This is a genomic window from Asaia platycodi JCM 25414 (assembly GCF_000614545.1).
GTDB classification, from domain to species: domain Bacteria; phylum Pseudomonadota; class Alphaproteobacteria; order Acetobacterales; family Acetobacteraceae; genus Asaia; species Asaia platycodi.
Window position 1 is genome coordinate 85,149 of record NZ_BAKW01000008.1, and the last position, 22,965, is coordinate 108,113.

Consider the following 22,965-nt stretch of genomic DNA (forward strand, 5'->3'; position numbering starts at 1 on the left):
CTGTCTATGATTTCCATGAAACGCTCCGTTATCGAGAGATCAGGCAGACTGCTTGACGCGCATATACCATTCGACCAGACGCCTGACCTGACGCTCGGTATAGCCACGCGCGGCCATACGGCTGACGAACTCGTCATGTTTGCGTTCGCTGGTGCTGTCTTTTTTCGAGCCGAAGCTGATGACCGGCAGCAGATCCTCGACCTGGCTGAACATGCGCTTCTCGATGACGTCGCGGATTTTCTCGTAGCTCGTCCATGAAGGGTTATGTCCTCCATTTGCAGCTCTTGAGCGAAGCGAGAACTTGACGACCTCATTTCTGAAATCCTTCGGGTTCGCGATGCCCGCCGCTTTTTCGGTCTTGCTCAGTTCGGCATTCAGCAGGTCGCGATTCATCAACTGACCGGTATCGGGGTCCTTGAAGTCCTGATCCTCGATCCAGGCATCGGCGTAATCGAGATAGCGATCAAAGAGATTCTGACCGTAGTCATTATAGCTTTCCAGATAGGCTTTCTGGATTTCATTCCCCAGGAACTCGGCATAACGGCGAGCCAGATCGGATTTGAGTGATGCCAGATAGGCGGCCTCAATCTCTGCAGGAAACTGCTCGCGACGCACGGCCTGCTCGAGCACATACATCAGATGCACGGGGTCGGCCGAGATCTCGGAAGGGTCATGATTGAACGTGGCCGAGAGCACCTTGTAGGCGAAGCGGGTCGAGATGCCTTCCATCCCTTCATCGACACCGGCGCTGTCCTTGTACTCCTGCATGGCGCGCGCCTTGGGGTCGGTCTCGCGGATGTTCTCGCCGTCATAGACGCGCATCTTGGCGAATTGCGTTGAATTGGGGTGTGATTTGAGGCGCGACAGAACGGCAAACTGGGCGAGCATTTCCAGCGTATGCGGCGCACAGGGCGCTTCCCCGAGGGCTGAAGACTGAATCAGCTTTTCGTAGATTCTGGATTCTTCGGTGACGCGCAGGCAGTAAGGCACCTTGATGACGCAGACACGGTCGAGGAAAGCCTCATTGGTGCGGTTATTGCGGAAAGACTGCCACTCGGCTTCGTTCGAATGAGCCAGAATTACGCCGGTAAAGGGGATAGCGCCGATATTCTCGGTACCGACATAATTCCCTTCCTGCGTTGCCGTTAGGAGAGGATGCAGCATCTTGATCGGCGCCTTGAACATCTCGACAAATTCGAGAAGTCCCTGATTGGCCCGGTTCAAACCACCTGAGAAGCTATAGGCATCGGGGTCGTTCTGGCTGAAATGTTCAAGCTGTCGGATATCGACCTTGCCGACCAGCGCCGAGACATCCTGATTATTGTCGTCACCCGGCTCCGTCTTGGCGATGGCAATCTGGCGCAGTTTCGACGGGTTAAGCCTTACGACCGTGAATCGCGAGATATCGCCGTCAAAATCCTCGAGGCGTTTGAGCGCCCAGGGGCTTGCAATGCCGGTCAGAACGCGACGGGGAATATTATATTGATCGAGCAGGGATGCCCCGAAACGCTCCGGGTCGAACAGCCCGAGCGGACTTTCGAAGACGGGGCTGATTTCCTTGCCCGCCTTGAGCACATAGATCGGCTCGCGCTCCATCAAGGTCTTGAGACGTTCGCCAAGTGAGGATTTGCCGCCGCCGACCGGGCCGAGCAGATAGAGAATCTGCTTGCGCTCCTCCAGCCCCTGAGCGGCGTGGCGGAAGAAGCCGACAATCTGCTCCACCGCATCTTCCATACCGTAGAAATCGGCGAAGGCAGGATAGGTGCGTACGGTGCGGTTCATGAAAATGCGGCTCAGCCGCGGGTCACGTGAAGAATCCAGCATGACCGGCTCGCCGATGGCCTTGAGCATGCGCTCCGCGGCGCTCGCATAGCTGCTGGGGTCTTCACGGCAGAGAGACAGGTAGGAAGCCAGCGACATCTCTGTTTCCCGACGTTCCTCACGAAAGGAAGAAGCCAGCGTAAAGACGTCCGAGAATGAACTCATGACTCATATGCTCCGATGGAAGCCTGCCACTGGGCCGGGGGGCGAAACGGTCATACCCACCGAAAGACATGCAGGCGATAAGTCGGGAAGTCAGGCTATGGGAGACGACAATAGGTGCGGAGGCATGGGCTGCTCCGACATTAAAAAGACTGGCCCGGTAATACCGGAATTTCAGGGAATTCACGCGATGTCTAAAAGGACCGGACTGACCCGATACGATGACGCTATCGCGATGTTGAACTGCGCTTCAACAAAAAACTGGTTAATCGGAGAAATATTTAGAGGCTGAGAACCATGCCGTCATATCCGGGCTCGATGCCCTCGGGTAGCACGCGGCGCAGCGTCTGATAATCGAGACCGGGCCCCATATGAGTCAGGATCGTCCGCTCGGGCTTGAGCCTTTTGCACCATTCGATCACCAGATCGACCCAGGCATGGGCCACATGCGGCTCGTATTGAAAGCAGCCGACGACCCAGGTCCGGATGCCTTCCAGACAGGCCAGCGAGTCTTCGCTCAGATGCTCGACATCGGTAGAATAGGCGAAATTGCCGCAGCGGATTCCCACGGTCGGAATGCGATAATGCCTTTGTTCGAAGAGCTGGATATCGAGATCGCAAACGTTGAGTCGGTCGGTCAGGGTAATCGGGTGCGGGTCAGGCACGGGCCGGAAAAATCCGGTCCCGCTCCAGGGCCGAAAAGCGTAACTGTAGCGCGCTTCGAGCTCTTCCATGACCGTCTCGGTGGCATAAAGCGGCAATGGCGCATCAAGCATACGGTTGATGGCGCGCAACTCGTCCAGCCCGGCAACATGATCGGCATGTTCATGGGTATAAAGCACCGAATGAACGATACCGATCTTCGCACGAAGTAGCTGGGCCCTCAGATCAGGCCCTGAATCGACCAGAAGCCGCTTGCCGCTATCGGCCTCGATGACGATGGACGAGCGTGTACGCTCATTGCGGGGCTCGGATGGGTCGCAAGCGCCCCAGATCCCTGCCCCGTCTGCGCCCCCGACCATGGGCACACCGCCAGATCCACCGCAGCCGAGAATCGTGACTTTCATGCGGCGCGCCTGAACAGCGTGTAGAAATTGGCTGTGGTCAGATCGGTAAGGGCCTCGATTTCCATGCCGCGCTCCTGCGCCAGACGCGCGGCGGTGTAGGCGACGTAGCCCGGCGTATTCGGTTTGCCGCGCTTGGGCACAGGGGCGAGAAAGGGGCTATCCGTCTCGACGAGAATCCGGTCCTGCGGCATGGCGCGCGCCACGTCGCGTATCGTCTCGCATTTCGGAAAGGTCAGCAGCCCGGAGAAGCTTATATAACCACCAAGTTCAATGGCCGCCCGCGCGAGAGCCATGCCGGACGCGAAGCAATGGAGCAGGAACGGGAAAGCAGCTTTTTCATGCTCGTCGCGCAATATGGCCGCAACATCGTCATCGGCTTCGCGTGCGTGGATGACGAGCGGCAGTCCGGTCTTGCGTGCCGCCGCGATATGCACGCGAAAGCTCTCCGCCTGGGCCGCGCGCATCGGCAGGGCACCATGCAGATAATCGAGGCCAGATTCCCCGATGCCGATGACACCATCAGGCTCTGCCAGTCGCTCGATGGTCGCGACATCCGGCAGGGTCTCTTCATCGACATGATCGGGGTGGGTGCCGATGGCGCACCAGACACGCAGATCGGATGTATCGAAACGCGTGAGATCGATCTGGGTCTGTGCCCGCGACAGCCGCGTTCCGATGGTCGTCATGCCCGAAAGCCCATGCTCTCTTGCCAGAGCAAGGGCGGCGGGAACGTCATCTAGACGGTCGAGATGGCAATGGGTGTCGATCAGACCGGTCATGCGGTGTTCCCTCACGCAGCGCTTTCAGGCTCGACATAACGCGGGAAGAGACCCTGTGGTGCGGGTAGGGCAATGCCAGCTTCGAGACTCTCGGCGAGGGAGGCGAAATCGCGCTTGTCCTGTGCGACCCCAAGCTGGATCAGCAGCTTGTCCATCGTACCCGGCATATAGGGCTGAAGCAGGATGGCGATGTGGCGCAGCGCCTCATGCAGAACGCGCAGCACCGTTGCCATACGCACGAGATCGGTCTTCTTGAGCGCCCACGGAGCCTGACGGTCGATATAGGAATTGCAGGCGCGGATAAGCTTCCAGACTTCCTCAAGCGCATCGGTCAGGGCAAAGCGTGCAAGCTGGCCGCGCATGAGATCGGGCAGAAGCGAGGCACTGGCGAGCAGGGTCGTGTCATCCTCGCTGAGCGTATCGAACGCAGGCAGACTGGCGTCGCAGTTTCGGGCGATGAGGCTCAGCGTGCGCTGCGCCAGATTACCGAGATCATTTGCCAGTTCGACATTCAGACGGTTGATGAGCGAGCGTCGGCTGAGATCGGAATCTCCGCCAAACGGCACTTCACGCAGCAGGAAGAAGCGCACAGGGTCGAGGCCGAAGCTCTGCACCAGATCGCGTGGGTCGATCACATTGCCGACCGATTTGCTCATCTTCTCGCCTTCGATCGTCCACCAGCCATTGGCATAGACCGACTGTGGCAGGTCGATCTCGGCGGCCATCAGGAAAGCAGGCCAGAACACGGCGTGAAAGCGGATGATGTCCTTGCCGACGATATGCGCCGAGGCGGGCCAGTATTTCATGTGCTCGGCGTTTTCGTCGGGATAACCTAGTGCCGAGAGATAATTGGTCAGAGCGTCGAACCACACATACATCACGTGGCCCGGATCATTAGGGACAGGGATGCCCCATTTGAAGCTCGTGCGGCTGATGGAAAGATCTTTCAGCCCCTGTTTGACGAAGCTGACGATTTCATTGCGTCGGCCGGACGGGCCGAGAAATTCCGGGTGCTGCTCATAGAGCCCCAGCAGGCGGTCTTCGAATGCAGAAAGACGGAAGAAATAGGAGGGCTCGCGCACCCATTCCACCGGCGCGCCGGTAGGGGCCGTCTTGCGGCCGTCAGCGTGTGAGGTCAGCTCGTCTTCGGAATAGAAGCACTCGTCACGAAGGGCGTACCAGCCTCGTAGGCATCGAGATAGATATGGCCGTTCGCAGCGACCTTCTCCCAAAGAGCCTGAGCCGCTGCTTGTGACGCGGTTCGGTAGTACGAATGAAATCGTCATAGGAGATATCCATGGCGTCGGCCATGCTTCGGAAATCTGCGGCAATGCCATCCGTGAAACTCTGTGTATCGACACCGGCAGTCTGCGCGGCCTGCTCGACTTTCTGACCATGCTCGTCCGTGCCGGTCAGAAAGAATACATCCTTGCCATCCAGACGATTGAATCGCGCCAGAACATCGGCAGCGACAGACGTGTAGGCATGGCCGATATGCGGTGCGCCATTCACGTAATAGATGGGGGTGGTGACGTAATACCGTGAAGTCATGGGGCACTCGCTATGGCGGCTGCCTGTCTGACAGCCTGATTCTTGTCCAGATTGAACCGTTCGGTCTCGCGCTGAAGCGCCTGAAGGGATGAGAACGCCTCTGCGGCCTTGCTGGCCCCGATCAGCTTCCCCTGCCCGGCCAGTTCTCTGGCCCGGTTCGCAAGGCCTTCTCCTAGCAAAGAACAGAGCACGGCAAAACCATCATCGTGACGCAACAGGCTTGCCAGAGCTTCCGGGTCTGCGCTTTCGCCGGTCTCCAGCATGGCATCGGCCAGATGGCGAGCGGTTCTGTCCGTTCCCTGATCGGTTGCCAGTACGCGCCCCGGCGCGCCATGCGCCTGATCGGCCAGCGTGTCGAGTTCGGCACCGCTCCGGCCATGGTGTCTGAGCACCTGCCTTGTCTGTTCCGTTGAGAGCGTATCGAGCGCCAAAAGGCGACAGCGGCTTCTGATCGTCGGCAACAGCGCCGCGGGTGTCGGGCAGGTCAGAAAGAAGACGGTCTGGTTGGGCGGCTCCTCAAGCAGTTTGAGTAGCGCATTGGCGGCATTACGATTGAGCGTTTCGGCCGCATCGACGATCACGACGCGCCAGGCACCGTCAGCAGCGGTATGATGCAGGAAATCCTGCACCGGGCGCACGTCGTCTATGACGATCTCTTGGCGCATGCGCTTGCGTTTCTCATCCATGCGTCGGGTGATCAGTAGCAGGTTGGGATGGGTGCCTGCGCTGATCTGGCGGCCCGCCCGGCTCTGGAGATCTACGCCGTTCAGCAGAAGGCGCGCGCAGGCAAAGGCAAAGCGTGTCTTGCCGATGCCAGTCTCCCCGTGGATCATCCAGCCATGATGAAGCCTGCCTGACTCATAGGCCTTTCTGAACAGGGCCAGCTCGGCCTCGTGGCCGAAAAGAGGCAAGGCGGCAGGATGGTCCGATGCCGTCATGACGGCAGATAGGGCGTGACGATAGAGAGAATAGCGTCGGCCACCTGATCGGGCGCGCGGCGCGCATCGACACGTTTGACGCGCTGAGGTGCTTCGCGCGCCACCTTGTCGAAACCCTCGGCGATGCGTTCATGAAACGCCGCCTCTTCCTGCTCGTAGCGGTCGAGCTTGCCCCCTCTTGCCGCTACGCGAGCCGCTCCGAGTTCGGGCGGTACATCGAGCATCAGCGTCAGATCGGGCTCGCAAGCCAGCAACCCACGCAGCGAGCGAATGAAATCGAGGCTCGCTGCATCGCCGCGTGCCAGACCGTAGCCTTGATAGACGAGCGTCGAATCATGAAAACGGTCGCAGATCACGATCTCGCCACGCGCAAGTGCCGGCAGGATGAGGCTGTCGAGATGGTCGGCTCGCGCTGCCATATGGGCAAGCGCCTGAGCACGCTGGGAGAGGGGCGCCTCGCTGAACAGGATCAGCTCACGCAGCGCCTCTGCACCGGCTGACCCGCCGGGCTCACGTGTGAGATGCACCATGTGACCCCTCTTTGTGAGTGTCGCATGGAGCAGGCGGGTCTGGGTCGATTTGCCCGCCCCTTCTCCGCCCTCGAAGGTAATGAAAAGCCCGCTCACGCCTCAGCTATGCGGCACGGGTTTGGGGCCATGGCCAAGACGCGCCAGAGCCCGCCCGACCAGACCGAGGCGCGGCACGGCGCTGGCGGCAACCAGATCGAGACGGATATCAGGCATGCCCTGATTTTGGAGCACGAGTGCGCCGATGGTCTGACCCGCCATGACAGGCGCAATGGCAGGAGACGGATATTCGACGCTGATCCTGCTGCGCTGCTGCCAGCCATGCGGCAGGGTCAGTACGATATCGCGCGTGCCAACCAGGGCAACCTCGGCGGCCTCACCCATATAGACCGGCATGTGATCGACTACCTGACCGTGATGGAACAGGGTGACATTCTCGAAATTGGCGAAGGCCCAGCCGAGCAGGCGCTCGCCCTCATGGGCACGTTCATTCATCGAGCTTGTACCGTTGATCGTCATGATGATGCGTCGGCCATCACGCTTGGAACTGGCACAGAGTCCGAAACCACCAGCGTCGGTATGGCCGGTCTTGAGACCATCTGCGAGGCCCTTATCGACCAGGACGTTGCGATTGCCCTGCTTGATATTGTTGTAGGTGAACTCGGTGGCCGAGAAGAGATGATAGAATTCGGGGTAGTCGCGGATCAGATGCATGGCGACACGGCTGACGTCGCGTGCGCTCATATATTGCGATTCATCCGGCAGGCCGGTGCAATTCATGAAATGGGTGTTCGTCATGCCAAGCTTGGCAGCGGTCTGGTTCATCAGATTGACGAACTGCTCTTCAGATCCGGCAATGCCCTCAGCGAGCACGATACAGGCGTCATTGCCCGACTGGATGACCATGCCCTCGATCAGATCGGACACTGTGACGCTCTGACCGAGCGGCACGAACATTTTCGATCCCTGCGTGCGCCATGCCTTTTCGCTGACCGGCAGGGACTGGGTGAGCGTCAGATGTCCGGCGCGCAGCATGCCGAACGTCACATAAGCCGTCATCATCTTCGTCAGTGACGAAGGCGGCATGTGTTCATCGGCCGCTTTTTCGAGCAGGGTTGCGCCTGTGTCGAAATCGATGATGCACGCCCAGCGGGCAACCGTATCGAGCGGGCCGATCGGGGTGGTGGCAGGCGAGGCACTCGGCATGCTGGGGCTGCCGGATGAGGCTGCCGCCGCGCTCGCCGCGACTTTTCCGCGTCGCGGGCGTGCGAAAGCAAACTGAGTTGAAACGGCTAACCCAGCCGCACCCGAGAGCAGAAAACGTCTTGTCCGCACGTCAACACCTTATTTGGCCACGATATGTGCGCCCGTACCACCGCACTGGCGCGCCTGAGCTAATGCCCTATCCGCCTCGGGCACGGTTGTGAAGGGGCCGAGTGAAACCATCCACGGCAAAGTGCCCGCGCCGCCAGTCTCCTGGGTGATCTCTGCCCCGCATTGTGCGGCAACACGTGCGGCTGCGGCATGACCCGAGAAACTGCCGAGTTCGATATGATAGAGCGGCGTCTCTGCCACGCCCTGCATGATCGTTTGCGGCATTTCAGGCAAAAGCAGAGTTCTTGCGCCTGTCTGGGTGTCGCCCGGTTTCATGCCCAGCGTGCGTGTGCTGCCATCATCGAGCGATTGCGCGACGATCGCCTCACGCGGGGCTGCCGCGATGTCAAGTTTCGGTGCATCGGGATTGGACTCGGCAATCTGACGGCTGAGCGCTTCATCCTCGATGATCTCAACGGGGGTTGGCGCATCACTCATGCCGAGCAGGCTCGCAACGCGTGGAGTTACCGCCAGCATGCGCCCTGCCGCTGCAGGCCCGCGATCGTTCAGCCTGATTTTCACAATCCGGCCATTGGCAAGATTATGTACGCTTACAATCGAAGGAAGCTGCAATGTCTGATGTGCGCCGGTCATGGCCTGTGCCGACCAGATCTCGCCATCAGCAGTGAGACCGCCCTTTGGAGGAGGCTGGATGACAGCCAACCCTGTTTCCGTTATGCCGAAACGCTCGGCGGGATAGAACCACGACTCACTGCCCTGCCAGGCCTGTCCCACGATGTAGTGAGGGCTGGCTTGCCTGGCCACTTCCTGATGGTGGCACCCGGCGAGGCCCGCTCCTGCTGCGAGAAAAGAAACGAACGCCTTAACCGATTTCATAGCCGAGCAATCCCACACCGAGCGCATAAAAATCTGACGGGTTATAGCGTCGGATCACATCGAAGTTACGATAGACCATGAATGATTCCGTGCCAGGCCCATCCGGGCGCAGCACGGCACCCGTCACATCCCGACGGGAGAAGGTCGAGCCGTCTGCACGACGCACACCGAGCGCCGACCAGGCAGCGAGACTTTGCTTGTTTCCACGGCCGAGCTGGGTCTGGGGAATATCCTGAGTCAGTTTGACCGGCTGGCCCCAGGGCTCGTCGGCTTGCCAGCCCGAGCCATGCAGATAATTGGCGACCGAAGCGAAGACATCCTGCTCGCTCGACCAGATATTGCGCCGGCCATCATGATCGGCATCGACCGCATAGCGCAGATAGGCGCTGGGCATGAATTGCGGCTGACCCATCGCCCCGGCATAGGAGCCCAGCATTGCCTCGGGCGCGATATCGCATGATCGAGAATTTGAAGCGCCTTGAACAGTTCGCCGCGGAAGAAGCTGGCGCGGCGCCCGTCATAGGCAAGGGTCGAGAGTGAATCGATAACCGAGAACGTGCCGATCTTGCGACCGAAACCCGATTCAAGCCCCCATATCCCCATGATGGCGCGCGGGTCGACACCATATTGCGCCCCTGAGGCGTTGAGGAGCTTGCCATATTGTTGCAGCGCCGCCTTGCCTTGGCTGATGCGCGTGCCGCTGATCACGCGCTCGCGATACTGCGCCCAGGTCAGCGTGAATTCCGGCTGATGCCTGTCGAGCTTGATAACTTTCGCGTTAGGTTCAGTCGTGAGCGCGAAAGCGCGTGAGAGCGTGCTGGCGGAAATGCCCTTGCTCAGGGCCTCGGCGCGAAGCGTGTTGAGAAAGACACCGTAGCTGCCATGGGCAGCAGGCTTTGCCGGATGGCTGAGCGTTCGCGCAACACTGCTCCCACAGAGAGCGGGAGCGGCCGCAGCAGCGGCGGCCATGAGCGAGCGTCGAGTCAGCACGATGTCATCCTTGCCTGTTCGGTCCTGTTGGTCACCAGAAGGCCGCCTCAGCGGCGAAGCGGACGACCTTCAGCGGCACCATGCATGATGAAGTGCAGGAATGGTTGATCGTCAAGGGAATGTCGGGATTTGCCGCGATATATTCGGAGACACTGAAAGCGCCATTCGGGTCACGACCCTCAAGATAACCATGGGTCATGAAATGCTCGACCGCATCGATCCCGCAAGCCCCTACATCTGGATAGGTCGCCAGATACCATGTCGCGTCGAAATAAAGTGCCTGGACCGGGTAAGGAGATGAGGTCGACCTTGTATCTTCATCTGCCTTTGCGGACCCGTCTTCATGCGGCGCCTCGTTCTGCGCGGGCAGGCTTTCTTCTGAAGATATTGCCGTCTCCTGCTGTGGAGACAGAACGTCCTTTTCTGCGTCAGACTGCGCGGTAGACGGTTTTCTTTTTCTCGCGGAGGTCGCTCGCGGTCGTACTGTTTTCGCCAAGAGTGGATTCCCTAGATGCGATGTAAAGCATGGTGGCCGATCGGCCACTCTCGGGAAGATAATCCCTCGAAGCCCATCGATGTTGACTGAATTATGCGGGTCGTAGCGTTGCTATATTGCTGTTTCGCCTGAGTTTATACTTAAAAAACAGACAAAATGATCACGTTACAGCGCTGCGATGTGACATTGTGACATATTCGGGTTTGGAACGTTGGGGCCGGTTCTAGGCTCCAGCCCGAAAAGCGTCCAGTGACAAACTATGGGCTGACCCAAGGATTAACGAATATTTCGTGGAAGAATAACGGTGCGATCCCAAGACCAGCAAGTGGCGGGTCTGAAACATACCTCCTGTTTGAAGATATGGCGCCAAGGATTGATGAAGCGTGACAGCAGGGTCTTTGCCGATAGCCACAGGAAAAGGATAGGGTACGATTTGCTTCACTATGATCTGGCTTGTTCGTGATCATATCCCCTGTTTAGTTGGCGTCATCGTATGAAAAAACCCGCTGCCTCTACCGCGGTCAGCCTGCTCGCCGTTGCGAAAGAGGCCGGTGTCTCGCGCGCGACGGCGTCTCTCGTGCTGCGCAACAGTCCTCTCGTGGCTGAACCGACACGAGAGCGCGTCAAGGAGGCCATGCAGCGGCTCGGTTACATCTATAATCGCGGCGCCGCTAATCTGCGACAGAACCGCACCGGAACCATAGGCCTCGTTCTATCGAATATCGCCAATCCGTTTTTCAGCACGCTGACAGCGGGGGTGGAACAGGCCAATGACACGTCGGAGGCGATTTGCCTGATTGCGAATACGGCGGAATCGCCCGAGAGGCAGAACCGTCAGATACGGCGTCTGCGCGAGCATAATGTCGACGGGCTGATCATCTGCCCTGCCATCGGCAGTGACCAGGCGCTTATCGACGAGCTTGAGAGGCTCGGCCTGCCCTACGTGCAGGTGCTGCGTGAGATTCCCAACGGCCGGGGCGACGTCGTGACCGCCGATTATGCGGCGGGCATCGAGCAGGCGATGGCTCATCTCGTCGAGACGGGCCGAAAGAGAATTGTCTTCATCGGTTCGATGGAAATGCATTCTGCCGCATTGGCCCGTCTCGATGGATACACAACAGCCATCAGGCGCCTCGGGCTGACCTCCATGCCTGTGATCGCGGGTACCCGCGATAATCGCTATGACGAAGAGGCGCTTGATCGCCTCTTTGCCTCAGGCGATCCCCCGGATGCTGCCATTTGCTACAACGACATCATCGCCCTCTCGCTTTTTCATCATCTGGGTCGGCGCGGCATGATCGTCGGAATTGATTTTGCCGTAATCGGCATGGATGACCTGCCTCAGGCTGCTGCTGCCTTTCCCTCTCTCACCACAATCGCCACCATGCCTCACAGGATCGGTTCTGTGGCTGCAGGGCTGCTGCAACAGCGTCTGGCCAGGCCCGAGCGGGCCTCTGAGCGTCATGTCATCACACCCGAGCTTGTATTGCGCGACAGTACGCGGGCTTAGGCTGGTCAGGTGTAAATGGGCCATCACATAAGAGTGACATTTGCATCACATAAAACATGTGACTTTTGTTTCAAATGAGCGTTTTGTTGTCATTACAGTTTGTTTAGATCTGTTCGCCAGCCTTCTTTCCTTCCCTGCCCTTTTGCGCCGTATACTTCTTCGGCACATTTCTCCGGAAGGCTTTTAGATCGATCTAATTACTCAAGCAGAACCTGACTGTCCCGGGTTCAAGGCGGTTTGTGATGATGGTTGATACGGTTCTCATGGCGGTCAGGCGCTTCGCCTCCCGTTCACACGGTACACCGCTACGGTGCTTTTCCGCTCTTTCTGAGACGAAGGTGTGGTCATGATCTCACTCGTCATGAACAAGGGACAGAACGATCTGCGCGGACAGAATCCCCGTGGTGGAATCGGCGCTTGCGAAGCCGCTGCCGAGGCCGCTTCACGTCCCGAAATGCCCGTGTCCGAGCTGCGTCGTGCCGCATGGACCTGCTCTATCGGCAGCGCGATGGAATACTATGATTTCGCGCTCTACAGCCTCGCTTCTGCCTGATCTTCGGTCCGCTCTTTTTCCCCAGCAATATTCCCGGTCTCGGTCTGGTTGCGAGCTTTGCTACTTATTTCATCGGGTTTGCCGTGCGCCCCATCGGCGGCATCTTCTTTGGGCGTATGGGCGATCGCTACGGCCGAAAGAGAGTGCTCCTGCTGACCGTCACCCTGATGGGGCTGGCCAGTGCGCTGATCGGCTTTATTCCGTCCTATGCCAGTATTGGTATCGCGGCGCCGCTGCTGCTGGTCTTTCTGCGCATGGCCCAGGGCTTCGGAGCAGGTGCTGAACAGGCCGGTGCGGCCGTGATGATGACCGAGTCAGCCCCGAGAAAGCGCCGGGGCTATTATGCAGCCCTGCCCTTTCTCGGCATCCAGATCGGTACGGTTGCGGCTGGGCTGATTTATTATTCCATGCTGACCGGTGTGCCCGACATCACCCAGACCATGCTCTGGCGCGTGCCTTTCATTGGCAGTGCGTTGTTGCTGGTCATCGCGCTCTACATGCGCCTGCGACTCAAGGAGTCACCGACTTTCGCGAAAATTCAGGACGACGAGCGTCATGAAGAGGTAATGTCCATTCGTGAGACACTCACGACCTCATGGCGTCCGATCCTCGCCGGGCTCGGGCTTCGCATGGCGGAGAATGGGGGGTCGTCCATCTATCAGGTGCTGGCAATCAGCTATCTGGTGCACACCGTCGGTATGAGCAGCCAGTGGGGCACTCTCGTGTTGATCGGGGCCGCTGTGGTGGGTGGCGTGACCATTCCCGTTGCGGGATTGCTGAGCGATCGCTTCGGTCGCGTGCGTGTCTATCGTGGGTTTGCCATTCTCCAGGCTGTGAGCGCGCTGCCAGTCTGGTACGTGTTCAGCCAGGGTAATCCTCTGGCGTCGTCCATCGCCCTGTCGTTTGCGCTTGGGGTTGCGACATGGGGCATGTTCGGCACGCAAGGCGCATTGCTGCCGGAGATGTTCGGGCTGCGCCATCGCTATACGGCTGTCTCGTTCACCCGCGAATTCTCTTCCGTGATTGCGGGGGGGGTGTCTCCGATGGTCGGGCAGTTTCTGATCGCGATGTTTGCCCGCTTCCATATTGGTGGGGTGAGCAGCGGCAAATATGCCTGGATCCCGCTCGCAACCTACGTGGTGTTCCTAGCCTGCCTTGCCATCGTCGCGACTTTCGCCATTCCCGAGACCAAGGGGCGTGATCTCATGGCGCAGGAAGACGCGCTTTGAGCCTTGCCTCGTTTTCCTGTCCTGACTCGCGGATCTCGGGGCAACTTCCTTCACTTCCTGCACAAGGCGTTGCCGTCATGAGCTATCTCGACTGCCCCAATTCGACGGGTGATGCCCCCACCGGCTTTCCCCCCCTCGCCGATCGTCTCCTGGCCGTGCGTCATGGCGCGTCCCCTCTCGCAGGGCTTGAGCCAGGGCTCGTTCCGCAAAGCGAAGCCGAAGCCTATGGCGTGCAGGACGAGGTCGCGCGCGGTCTGCGATCAATGCTCGGAGAGGTAACGGGGTGGAAGATCGGCGCCCCTTCCCATGAGGGAACGCCTTTCGCCGCGCCTTTGCATGAAGCAACGCTGTTTTTTGGCGATACCCGAATTCCTGCCGGGACATTGCGCCATTACGGCGTCGAGGCGGAAATCGTCTATCGTTTTGCGCGCGATCTGCTGCCACGTGAACGCCTGTGGTCGCTTGACGAGGTGCTGGACGCCGTCGGGTCAGTGCATACTGCAATCGAGATCATCGACACGCGGTTCGAACGCCCAAACTCCCAGCCGCGTCTGGCGCATCTTGCCGATCAGGGAAGCCACGGGGCTCTCATCATTGGTGAGGGGCAAATGGCATGGCGTCGCCTCAGCCCGGTTTCCGAGACGGTGCATCTCGTCCTGAGCGATGGCCGCGTGATCGAGCATATCGGGGGCAATTCTGCGGGCGACCCAAGGCGTCTGCTCGTCTGGCTTGCCAATCATGCCAGCGCGCGCGGCATGCCCCTCAAGGCCGGATGCGTTGTTACGACCGGCTCGATGACTGACACGATTTTCGTACCCCCCGGCACGACAGCTACCGCGCAGATCGCCTCTCTCGCCCCGGTTTCCGTCATCCTGCCCTGACCCGACACTTTCCTGAAAAGAGATTATCTTCATGAAGCCCCATCTTCTTCTGATCGAACCTATGATGACCGAAATCGAGACTGCGCTCGATGCGGCTTACACGGTGCATCGCTGGCAGAAAGACACGCTTCCCGGCGATGTGGCCATTCGCGCCATCGCGACGGGCGGTGGAACAGGCGTGCCGCGTGCGGTGATGGATGCGTTGCCTGATTTGGAGGTGATTGCCATCAATGGTATCGGTACTGACGCCGTCGATCTGGTAGAGGCGGCCCGACGTCGTATCGCCGTGACGGTTACTCGTGACGTGCTGACCGATGATGTCGCCGATCTTGCGATGACGCTTATGCTCGCCGCCTTGCGTGACCTGCTGCCAGGAGATCGCCTTGTGCGTGACGGCTTGTGGGGCAAGCAGGCTCTTCCGCTCGCCCGCAAGGTCTCCGGGGCGAAGCTTGGCATTGTCGGCATGGGACAGGTCGGTCAGGCTATTGCCCGGCGCGCGCAGGCATTCTCCATGCAGGTCTCATATTTTAGCCGACGCAATCTCGATCTGCCCTTCACTCCTTTCGTTAACGATCTTGTGGCGCTTGCGGCACAGAGCGATATTCTGGTGGTTGCGGCTTCTGGCGGTACCCAGTCGCGCAATCTGGTCAATCGCGAGGTGATCGAGGCGCTGGGGCCGAACGGGCTTCTGGTCAATGTCGCCCGCGGCACCGTTGTGGATGAGGAGGCGCTGGTTGCTGCCCTTCAGAAAGGGCAGCTGGGTCGGGCCGCGCTCGATGTCTTCGTCGATGAGCCCAACGTGCCCGATGCACTCAGGACAATGAGCAATGTCGTGCTGCAGCCGCACAGGGCTTCGGCAACGCTCGAAACGCGCCAGGCCATGGGCAAGCTTGTTCTCGACAATCTTGCCGCTCATTTCGCAGGTCGGCCGCTTCTGACACCTGTGACGATCTAACTTTTGGGGGATTGACCCCCGGTGTTCTGGCCTTCCGGCCAGACGCCCTGACGCAAGAAGTGCATTTCAGGGTTAACTGACCATGAAAAACAGGCTTTCCATTACGGCCCTGACCACGTTGGGCGCCTTATGCGCCCTCACGCCTGCGGCACGGGCCCAGTATCGCGGGCCGATTTCGGAGACGGCGCCGCTTTTCGCGCTCGATACGCCAACTTCCTACGCCAATACACCGTTCACCCCGCCTGTGGAGAGCATGATCCCGGCCTGGGACCGGCTGGTGAAAAAGCTCAACCGCAAGGGCGTCGGTATCGTTGTCGACTATACGAGCGAGAGTGCATGGTGCTTAATGCTGGCCACGCCGGCGATGCCGGGTATGCGCATCAGATCGGTGTCGAACTTGATCTCGACTGGTCCAGGCTGGTCGGCTGGCGCGGTTTCATTACCCATGCCGTAATTGTCAATCGCGCCGGGCATAATCTTGCTTCCGATCTTGGCGAGCGGTCTCTGAACGGGTTTCAGGAGATTTATGGTGGTGGAGGCAATGTCGGCGTGCATCTCGTCTATGTCTATGGCACGCAGGACCTGCTCAAGAACCGTATGCAGATCGCGCTCGGCAAGATGCCGGTGAATATCGATTTTGCAAATTCGCCGCTGTTCTGCACGTTTATGAACAAATCGAATTGCGGCATCCCGAAATCGCTCACGCGCACTGCGGCAGGTTACGGCACTTATCCGGGTTCGACCTGGGGGACGAGGCTGCGCTACTGGCCGCTCCACGGCGTCTATGTTCAGACCGGGCTTTACGGGGTCAATCCTTATCTCAATACCAATCAATATGATCGTACCGGTTTTCGCATGGGTACCGAGCTTTATACGGGCGTGTATATCCCGACAGAAATTGGTCTCATTCCGTCATTCGGCAGGAATAACCTTGTCGGGCACTATAAATTCGGCGTCGCGTATGATTCATCCAACTACCGCGACCTGTATCGCGACATGAACGGCAACCCCGCTGCGGCGACGGGCCTGCCCTATGGCTGGACCAACGGCAAGACACAGATCTGGCTTCAGGGTGACCAGATGCTGGTACGCAACGGGTCAGGCCCGCTGCAGGGCCTGTATGCCCTGGCCGGAGCGACGAAGAGCCAGGGGGAGAACAGCCCTTATGACTGGCAGGTCTATGCTGGCATCGTCGATCGGGGGCTGATCAAGGCGCGGCCCAAGGACACATTCGGCGTCGAATGGTCGGAAACCTTTGCCAGCCGCGATCTCGTCGCATCGCAATGGATACGCTACCGCAAGAATCTCTCCCTGCCCGGTAATGCGACCTATCCGCAGAGCCATCTCATGACGTTTGAGCTGACGTATAATTTTCATGCCTTTCGCGGCGTATCGATCCAGCCCGATTATCAGCATATCTGGCGCACCAATTTGCAGGCTGACAAGCCGCAGGTAGACGCCATAGGTCTGAAGATTCACGCTGTGCTTTGACAGACGTGAAGTGACAGGCGCGTCGATCGACGCCACCATCGGGTCATGACCGACAATCTGATATTTCGCCTAAAATTCAGGCAGTTGCTTTTGCTACGCCAGATCGATCTGGAACCCTCACTCAACAGGGCAGCGCGTTCGCTCAACCTATCGCAGCCGACTGCGTCGAAGCTTCTGCAGGATATGGAGACGGATCTTGAGGCGCAGCTTTTCGAGCGTCACGCCCATGGACTGACACCCACGCGTGCCGGGTCGGTCGCTATCCGTCACGCGAGGCAGATACTGGCCGATCTGGGTCGATTGCGTCATGATCTCCAAGCCGTTCGACAGGGTCTGTCTGGGACGGTCTCGATCGGGGCAATCAGCGCGCCCCTTCATGAAATCATCCTGCCTATTCTCGCCGATCTCGCCGAGGCCCAGCCCGATATAAGCGTGACGCTGCACGTCAATACCAGTCATGATCTCATGGAGATGATGCAGGCGGGGCGCATCGATCTGGCCGTGGGCCGCCCCGTAGACGGGATTGCGGCAGATCTGCTGATTGTCGAGGAACTGGCTCCGGAACGGCTCGTCATTGTGGCGGGTGCACAGAATCCTATCCTGCAGAATCCTCCTACGAGCCTCGCCCAACTCACCGAAGCGCGATGGATCGTCCATACGACGCCAAGTCCGATGCGTCAGGCGATCGAGGCGGCATTCACGATGCGAGATTACCTCTGCCACTTTTTCCGGTCGAATTGACGTCAATCTATGCAACAATCGACCTTCTGCAGCAATCCACACTTCTCGCAGTACTACCGAGATCGGTCTTCAATCTGTTGGCAAAGACCGAGATATTGCGGGAATTGCCTGTAATCCTGCCCGATCTTCTCTCTCCTTATTCCTTGATGCGTCTGCGTGACAGGCCTCCTACGCCCGCAGTAGCCTATCTTTCTGACGAAATAAAAATACGGGCTATCGGGTTATCCGATAGCGTCATCAAGTAAGTCTCATCGACTTTACTGCTCCCCTCGTCCTTCCTCAGCGCATCGATCATGTAACGACAAGGAGAAAGAGCAATCATGCGCGTTCTCATCCTTGGTGCAGCGGGTATGCTGGGCCGAAAGCTGACAGAGAGTTTTGTTGAGAAGCCCGGCGGAACATTTCCCGGGCCTTCGCAGCTCATTCTTGCCGATCTTGTGGCCCCTGCGATGCCTCAGGGAGTTGGCGGTACGGTCAGTTGTGTCGCCGCAGATCTCTCCGCGGCAGGCACTGCCGAGACGCTGCTCGCAGAACGACCTGACGTCATCTTCCATCTCGCCGCTGTCGTATCGGGCGCTGCCGAACGGGACATGCAGTTGGGATATCGGGTCAATCTCGATGCAACGCGCGGGCTTTTTGAAGCCATACGGACCTACATGAGCGGGAAGGCTACAAGCCGCGCCTGGTCTTTGCCTCGTCCATAGGTGTGTTCGGGCGCCCCTTGCCAGACATGATCTGCGACAGTCAGATCCCGACGCCGGAAAGTAGCTACGGCGTGCAAAAGGCAATGGTCGAGCTACTGCTCAGCGATTATGCGCGTCGTGGCATTTTCGATGGCCTGGCCCCGCGCATACCCACGATCTGCGTGCGCCCAGGTACGTCAAATGCCGCGGCTTCGGGTTTTTTCTCAAGCATAATCCGAGAGCCGCTGATCGGTCGGGAAGCCGTGTTGCCGGTGCCCAGAGAGACACGTCACTGGCTGGCGAGCCCGCGTGCCGCTGTAAAAGCCCTGAGACATGCTGCTGAAATCGATTACGAAGCTATTCGTCATCGTCCTGTTTTCACTCTTCCTGCTCTGAGTGTCACGGTGGAAGAGCAGATCGAGGCGCTGCGTTCTGTGGCGGGTAACCGGGCCGTGGCCCTCATTCGAGACGAGCCCGACCCTTTTGTTCAGCATTTCGTTTCGAGCTGGCCCAAGGCGTTCGACACGCATTGGGCGTTGAGCCTCGGTTTTACCGCCGATGAATCGTTTGAAGACATCATACGGGCTCATATCGATGATGATCTGGGCGGAAAGATGCATGATGCCTCACCCGCTTCGATCGCGGCTGGGCGGGTCCGGGCGGCACCGATCGGGCACGATGAGGCAACCCGGCGTGACGGGATCGTTCCCCGGACACTGCCCTGGACAGCCCAGAGCTGGCCTATTGCCGCCGCCATGATCCAGTATCCGGCGATCCTGCCCGATGGCAGTTCTGTGCAGGACCAGAAGGCCGAGGCTGGGCGACAACGCTTGCCGAGGTGCAGCGCGCCGGGTTCACCGAACTCGATCCGACCGATTGCTGGTTGCGTGTGGCCGATCTCTCTGCGTCCCGACGGCTTGAATTCCTATCGGTCTGTGCCGATCATGGATTGAGCATTCCGGCCATATCGACCTCTCGTCGCTCGGTGATCGATCCCGATCCTGAAAAGGCAGATGCTCGATGGCCTATATCCATCGGGTAATCGATACAGCAGCAGAAATTGGGGCCCGTGAAATCGCCGTTGGTTTCGCAGCTGCGCTGAGCGAAGCACAGAGAAAGGCGCTCTGGTTCTGGACGGCACCCGGCCATTGCGATCCTGACGACCCGGAGGTGTGGAAAAAAGCGGTGTCGCGTATGCGCGAACTGGCCGATCATGCCCAGAGCGTCGGGGTGGTGCTCTCGCTGGAGATGTATGAGGACACCTATCTCGGCTCGGCAGATTCAGCGGTGCGCTTCGTGCGTGACGTCGATCATCCTGCCTGCGGCATCAATGCCGATATAGGCAATCTGGTGCGGCTGCACCGCCCGATGGAACATTGGCGCGACATGATGGTCAAGCTCGCCCCCTATCTGCGCTACTGGCACGTAAAGAACTATCTGCGCACCGAGGACGCCACGACCGGCATGGTGGTCACAGCGCCTGCGCCAATGGAGCAGGGCGTGATCAGCTATCGCGCCGCCATCGCGATGGCTCTGGAACATGGCTACGCGAGCCCGTTTCTGGTCGAGCATTATGGCGGCGACGGGTTGAGTGTTGCCGCCCGTAACCGGGACTATATTCGCAGGATCCTGCCGCTATGAGCTATCAACCCTATAACGAGGCGCCCGTTCGCATGCGCTTCGACCAGAAGCTGGCCCGGATGAACGCAGGCACGGATGGCCCTGCCGATTTCATCATTGCCGATGCCAAGGATGCCGATATGGCAGGAGGCCTTTCGGCGCTCGGCATCAACCCGGTTACCCAATGTCCCGCAACGCTGGCCGAATTCGACGCCGCGATTACAGAGATCGTGCGTCAGGATCTCGTCGATATTCTTCTGGCCTCGGTATCGACGCTGGGGCGTCTCGGCAAGCAGGGCTTGTTCGAGGGAAGTGCGATCAGGCAGGCTGTGAGGCTCAACGATACGACGGATCTATGGCGCATACGCGGCGCGGACTATGGCAGGCAGCCTTCCATTCCGTTCAGAACCGCCCGCCCCGATCTGGTGCCGGTGAAATTCGGCCTTTACTCCATGACGTTCAGTGGCGACGCGCGTGAAGATGCCGATACGCTTTTCCGGTACCGTGACTTCCGGGCTGAGGCGCAGGCGGCAGGAATTTCGCATTTTCTCGAAGTCTTCAATCCGACGCATCCGTTGCTCGACAAGGCCGATTACGGCAGTTTCCTCAACGATATGGTCAGTCGTGCCCTGGCAGGCATGCATGAGAGCGAGCGACCGGTTTTTCTCAAGCTCGCCTTCAATGGGGCTTATGCGCTGGAGAGTTTCTGCCGCTACGACCCGTCTCTCGTCGTCGGCATCATGGGCGGAGGCAGCGGCACGACACGTGACTGCCTCGAACTCCTGCATCAGGCGCAGCTTGGCGGTGCGCGCGCCGCGCTGTTCGGGCGCAAGATTCTGGACGCGGAAGACCCGCCTGCCATGGTGGCGATGATGCGTGCGGTGGTCGAGCGCCGTCTGACGCCGTCAGAGGCAGTCAGCATCTATCATGAGGAACTCCTCTCGCGTGGCCTGGCCCCGAGGCGTTTGCTCGAGGCAGATCTCCAGGTCACGGACCCCCTGCTGCAATAAGCCCGTAAGGGCCGTCATACGGAACAGAAAATCATGGTCGATATCTGCGGTAATGAAGACGATTTTGCCACGCATGGTCTTCGCGCCTTTAATCACGTCTTTCAGGATATTGTGCGTCCCGTGCGCAGCGGAGCCCTGCGCGCCCAGCCCGGCCCCGACGGCAAGGTAACGGTTCTGGTGGGGGGCGGGTCGGGTCATTATCCGACATTCTGCGGCTTTGTCGGGGCGGGCTTTGCCGACGCCGTGGTCATGGGCGGCATTTTTGCATCACCCTCCATTCAGGCCGTGGCCAATATTGGTCGTCTGGCGCATCGTGGCGGCGGCATTGTCATGGGGTTTGGCAATTATGCGGGCGATAATCTCAATTTCGGAATTGCGGCAGAGCGCCTGCGTGCCGAAGGCATCGATACGCGTATTGTGGTCACGACCGACGATGTGGCGAGCGCCCCGGCTGAAACACCCGAGCGTCGACGTGGTGTGGCGGGCGATATCATCGTCTTCAAGATCATGGGCGCCTCTGCCGATGCTGGTTATGATATCGACGCGGTCGAGGCGGTTTCTCGCAAGGCCAATGCCCAGACGCGTTCGTTCGGTATCGCCTTCGATGGCTGCGCTCTGCCCGGTGCGCCCGAAAAGATCTTCACTATCCCCGAAGGCCGCATGGCGCTCGGGCTCGGCATTCATGGTGAGCCGGGTATCGAGGAGCGTGTCCTGGCGGCGCCCGAGGCGATCGCTGCCGAACTCTATGCGCGGGTGATGGCAGAAAAGCCGCCTGAAGCGAGAAGACTTGCCGTATTGCTGAACGGCGCGGGCGCCACCACGACCGAAGAGCTTTTCGTGTTGTGGAATGAACTCGAAGTCCTGTTCGAGCGCGATGGACTGACGCTGATCGCGCCGCTGCTCGGTTCCTATGCGACCAGCCTCGACATGTATGGCTGCTCACTGACGATCACCTGGCTCGATGACGAACTGGAGCGTTTCTGGCGTGCGCCTGTCATCTCCCCCGCCCTGTGCCGTCATGAGGTGAAAGGTGACTGGATCGCCGCTTCCAGACAGGAAGTTGCCGAACTGCCTGTGCGCTACGAGCCCGCAACGAGCGTCGCAGGCCGCGATGCGGGTGGCTGCGTTGCCAGGGCTATGGCCTGTCTGGCAAGGACGATGCGTGATGAAGAAGCCATGCTCGGCCGCATCGATGCCATTGCGGGTGACGGGGACCACGGACAGGGAATGGCGCGCGGCGCGCGGGCCGCGTCACGTGCCGCTCAGGCTGCTGCCGAAGCGGGTGCCGGAGCCCGCACGGTAATGGAGGCTGCCGCCGATGCCTGGGGAGATCGGGCGGGCGGTACGTCCGGTGCGCTTTGGGGAGAAGCACTTTTCGCCTTCTCTACCGTGCTCGATGACGAGAGTGCCTTCGACGCCTCGCGGCTGGTTCAGGGGATCATCAGGGGCGGCCAGCGCATCAGAGCGATAGGCAAGGCCGAGATTGGCGACAAGACCATGGTCGACGCGCTCGCCCCTTTCATCACCACACTGGGAAACGAGAGGCTTGCCGGGCAAGGTTTGGCCGAAATCTGGTTGCGTGCGGTGAAAGAGGCGCATCGTGGCGCAGAGGCGACGAAGCATTTTGCCGCCAAAAGGGGGCGCGCCAAGACCCATGGCGATCATAGCAAGGGCTATCCCGATCCAGGCGCCCTTTCCTTTGCCCTTGCCATGCAGGCTCTCACGTCCCTGATCGGGGATCTGACCTAAG

21 protein-coding genes and 2 pseudogenes are annotated in these 22,965 nt (G+C 59.5%); 13 read left to right on the forward strand and 10 right to left on the reverse strand.

Annotated features, from left to right (window positions below; genetic code table 11):
• Positions 1-39: 39 nt before the first annotated feature.
• The 10 genes and pseudogenes from JCM25414_RS08155 to JCM25414_RS21660 all read right to left on the reverse strand — a co-directional run bounded on the left by JCM25414_RS08155 (position 40) and on the right by JCM25414_RS21660 (position 10,542).
• On the reverse strand, positions 40-1,986 hold the full coding sequence (locus JCM25414_RS08155; protein WP_025841305.1) for a PrkA family serine protein kinase: 1,947 nt from the start codon (positions 1,984-1,986) through the stop codon (positions 40-42).
• A gap of 278 nt (positions 1,987-2,264) precedes the next feature.
• Positions 2,265-3,050 (reverse strand): MBL fold metallo-hydrolase, encoded by a 786-nt coding sequence (locus JCM25414_RS08165; protein WP_025841307.1) that lies wholly within the window; start codon positions 3,048-3,050, stop codon positions 2,265-2,267.
• On the reverse strand, positions 3,047-3,829 hold the full coding sequence (locus JCM25414_RS08170) for a TatD family hydrolase (protein WP_025841308.1): 783 nt from the start codon (positions 3,827-3,829) through the stop codon (positions 3,047-3,049). The genes JCM25414_RS08165 and JCM25414_RS08170 overlap by 4 nt, the downstream gene beginning before the upstream one ends.
• Positions 3,830-3,840: 11 nt before the next feature.
• Positions 3,841-5,380: pseudogene (gene metG / locus JCM25414_RS18470) on the reverse strand (methionine--tRNA ligase).
• Positions 5,377-6,318 (reverse strand): AAA family ATPase, encoded by a 942-nt coding sequence (locus JCM25414_RS08180; protein WP_025841309.1) that lies wholly within the window; start codon positions 6,316-6,318, stop codon positions 5,377-5,379. The pseudogene metG and the gene JCM25414_RS08180 overlap by 4 nt, the downstream one beginning before the upstream one ends.
• Positions 6,315-6,944 (reverse strand): dTMP kinase, encoded by a 630-nt coding sequence (gene tmk, locus JCM25414_RS08185; protein ID WP_025841310.1) that lies wholly within the window; start codon positions 6,942-6,944, stop codon positions 6,315-6,317. The genes JCM25414_RS08180 and tmk overlap by 4 nt, the downstream gene beginning before the upstream one ends.
• Positions 6,945-6,947: 3 nt before the next feature.
• Positions 6,948-8,180, reverse strand: a complete 1,233-nt coding sequence (locus JCM25414_RS08190; protein WP_025841311.1) for a D-alanyl-D-alanine carboxypeptidase family protein — start codon at positions 8,178-8,180, stop codon at positions 6,948-6,950.
• A gap of 9 nt (positions 8,181-8,189) precedes the next feature.
• The gene (locus tag JCM25414_RS23690) at positions 8,190-9,056 is read right to left on the reverse strand and encodes a septal ring lytic transglycosylase RlpA family protein (RefSeq protein WP_025841312.1); all 867 of its coding nucleotides are present in this window, start codon (positions 9,054-9,056) and stop codon (positions 8,190-8,192) included.
• Positions 9,043-10,025, reverse strand: a pseudogene (locus JCM25414_RS18475) (lytic murein transglycosylase). The gene JCM25414_RS23690 and the pseudogene JCM25414_RS18475 overlap by 14 nt, the downstream one beginning before the upstream one ends.
• 52 nt (positions 10,026-10,077) lie before the next feature.
• A complete protein-coding gene (locus tag JCM25414_RS21660) occupies positions 10,078-10,542 on the reverse strand; it encodes a hypothetical protein (RefSeq protein WP_051535777.1) in 465 nt (154 codons plus the stop codon).
• 493 nt (positions 10,543-11,035) lie between these two features.
• On the opposite strand from JCM25414_RS21660, the gene JCM25414_RS08210 reads away from it, so the two are divergent.
• From JCM25414_RS08210 to JCM25414_RS18515, 13 genes are all read left to right on the forward strand, one after another.
• Positions 11,036-12,052 carry a LacI family DNA-binding transcriptional regulator gene (locus JCM25414_RS08210; RefSeq protein WP_025841313.1) on the forward strand — a complete coding sequence of 339 codons (1,017 nt, stop codon included), beginning with the start codon at positions 11,036-11,038 and terminating at the stop codon, positions 12,050-12,052.
• A gap of 346 nt (positions 12,053-12,398) precedes the next feature.
• Positions 12,399-12,605: a hypothetical protein gene (locus JCM25414_RS24860; RefSeq protein ID WP_242403443.1), complete on the forward strand. Its 207-nt coding sequence runs from the start codon at positions 12,399-12,401 to the stop codon at positions 12,603-12,605.
• A gap of 83 nt (positions 12,606-12,688) precedes the next feature.
• Entirely contained in the window at positions 12,689-13,834 is a 1,146-nt protein-coding gene (locus JCM25414_RS18485) for an MFS transporter (RefSeq protein ID WP_242403444.1), read from the forward strand.
• Between the two features lie 77 nt (positions 13,835-13,911).
• Positions 13,912-14,715: a 2-keto-4-pentenoate hydratase gene (locus JCM25414_RS08220; RefSeq protein WP_025841314.1), complete on the forward strand. Its 804-nt coding sequence runs from the start codon at positions 13,912-13,914 to the stop codon at positions 14,713-14,715.
• 31 nt (positions 14,716-14,746) lie between these two features.
• A complete protein-coding gene (locus JCM25414_RS08225) occupies positions 14,747-15,670 on the forward strand; it encodes a 2-hydroxyacid dehydrogenase (protein WP_025841315.1) in 924 nt (307 codons plus the stop codon).
• 82 nt (positions 15,671-15,752) lie between these two features.
• Positions 15,753-16,124, forward strand: coding sequence for a hypothetical protein (locus JCM25414_RS24865; protein ID WP_242403445.1), 372 nt, complete (start codon positions 15,753-15,755; stop codon positions 16,122-16,124).
• Positions 16,007-17,161, forward strand: a complete 1,155-nt coding sequence (locus tag JCM25414_RS18490) for a carbohydrate porin (protein WP_242403446.1) — start codon at positions 16,007-16,009, stop codon at positions 17,159-17,161. Before JCM25414_RS24865 ends, JCM25414_RS18490 begins: the two co-directional genes overlap by 118 nt.
• 45 nt (positions 17,162-17,206) lie before the next feature.
• Positions 17,207-17,902: a LysR family transcriptional regulator gene (locus JCM25414_RS18495; RefSeq protein WP_051535778.1), complete on the forward strand. Its 696-nt coding sequence runs from the start codon at positions 17,207-17,209 to the stop codon at positions 17,900-17,902.
• Between the two features lie 320 nt (positions 17,903-18,222).
• Positions 18,223-18,606: an NAD-dependent epimerase/dehydratase family protein gene (locus JCM25414_RS24870; RefSeq protein WP_242403447.1), complete on the forward strand. Its 384-nt coding sequence runs from the start codon at positions 18,223-18,225 to the stop codon at positions 18,604-18,606.
• 26 nt (positions 18,607-18,632) lie between these two features.
• On the forward strand, positions 18,633-19,538 hold the full coding sequence (locus JCM25414_RS23695) for a Rossmann-fold NAD(P)-binding domain-containing protein (protein WP_369346031.1): 906 nt from the start codon (positions 18,633-18,635) through the stop codon (positions 19,536-19,538).
• Between the two features lie 67 nt (positions 19,539-19,605).
• Entirely contained in the window at positions 19,606-20,226 is a 621-nt protein-coding gene (locus JCM25414_RS23700) for a sugar phosphate isomerase/epimerase family protein (RefSeq protein WP_199897607.1), read from the forward strand.
• Positions 20,223-21,215 carry a beta/alpha barrel domain-containing protein gene (locus JCM25414_RS18510; RefSeq protein ID WP_242403449.1) on the forward strand — a complete coding sequence of 331 codons (993 nt, stop codon included), beginning with the start codon at positions 20,223-20,225 and terminating at the stop codon, positions 21,213-21,215. Before JCM25414_RS23700 ends, JCM25414_RS18510 begins: the two co-directional genes overlap by 4 nt.
• Before the next feature lie 33 nt (positions 21,216-21,248).
• Entirely contained in the window at positions 21,249-22,964 is a 1,716-nt protein-coding gene (locus JCM25414_RS18515; protein WP_035442930.1) for a dihydroxyacetone kinase family protein, read from the forward strand.
• Position 22,965: the final 1 nt, after the last annotated feature.

Bases quoted from the DNA above. Each gene is read 5' to 3' on its own strand.
- JCM25414_RS23700 (WP_199897607.1), top strand. From the start codon at position 19,606: ATGGCCTATATCCATCGGGTAATCGATACAGCAGCAGAAATTGGGGCC.
- JCM25414_RS18495 (WP_051535778.1), top strand. From the start codon at position 17,207: ATGACCGACAATCTGATATTTCGCCTAAAATTCAGGCAGTTGCTTTTG.
- JCM25414_RS24865 (WP_242403445.1), top strand. From the start codon at position 15,753: ATGAAAAACAGGCTTTCCATTACGGCCCTGACCACGTTGGGCGCCTTA.
- JCM25414_RS23690 (WP_025841312.1), bottom strand. From the start codon at position 9,056: ATGAAATCGGTTAAGGCGTTCGTTTCTTTTCTCGCAGCAGGAGCGGGC.
- JCM25414_RS08210 (WP_025841313.1), top strand. From the start codon at position 11,036: ATGAAAAAACCCGCTGCCTCTACCGCGGTCAGCCTGCTCGCCGTTGCG.
- JCM25414_RS08165 (WP_025841307.1), bottom strand. From the start codon at position 3,050: ATGAAAGTCACGATTCTCGGCTGCGGTGGATCTGGCGGTGTGCCCATG.
- JCM25414_RS24870 (WP_242403447.1), top strand. From the start codon at position 18,223: ATGCGCGTTCTCATCCTTGGTGCAGCGGGTATGCTGGGCCGAAAGCTG.
- JCM25414_RS18490 (WP_242403446.1), top strand. From the start codon at position 16,007: ATGGTGCTTAATGCTGGCCACGCCGGCGATGCCGGGTATGCGCATCAG.
- JCM25414_RS08170 (WP_025841308.1), bottom strand. From the start codon at position 3,829: ATGACCGGTCTGATCGACACCCATTGCCATCTCGACCGTCTAGATGAC.
- JCM25414_RS08180 (WP_025841309.1), bottom strand. From the start codon at position 6,318: ATGACGGCATCGGACCATCCTGCCGCCTTGCCTCTTTTCGGCCACGAG.
- JCM25414_RS23695 (WP_369346031.1), top strand. From the start codon at position 18,633: ATGATCTGCGACAGTCAGATCCCGACGCCGGAAAGTAGCTACGGCGTG.
- JCM25414_RS18510 (WP_242403449.1), top strand. From the start codon at position 20,223: ATGAGCTATCAACCCTATAACGAGGCGCCCGTTCGCATGCGCTTCGAC.
- JCM25414_RS18515 (WP_035442930.1), top strand. From the start codon at position 21,249: ATGGTCGATATCTGCGGTAATGAAGACGATTTTGCCACGCATGGTCTT.
- JCM25414_RS08220 (WP_025841314.1), top strand. From the start codon at position 13,912: ATGAGCTATCTCGACTGCCCCAATTCGACGGGTGATGCCCCCACCGGC.
- JCM25414_RS08155 (WP_025841305.1), bottom strand. From the start codon at position 1,986: ATGAGTTCATTCTCGGACGTCTTTACGCTGGCTTCTTCCTTTCGTGAG.
- JCM25414_RS08225 (WP_025841315.1), top strand. From the start codon at position 14,747: ATGAAGCCCCATCTTCTTCTGATCGAACCTATGATGACCGAAATCGAG.
- JCM25414_RS24860 (WP_242403443.1), top strand. From the start codon at position 12,399: ATGATCTCACTCGTCATGAACAAGGGACAGAACGATCTGCGCGGACAG.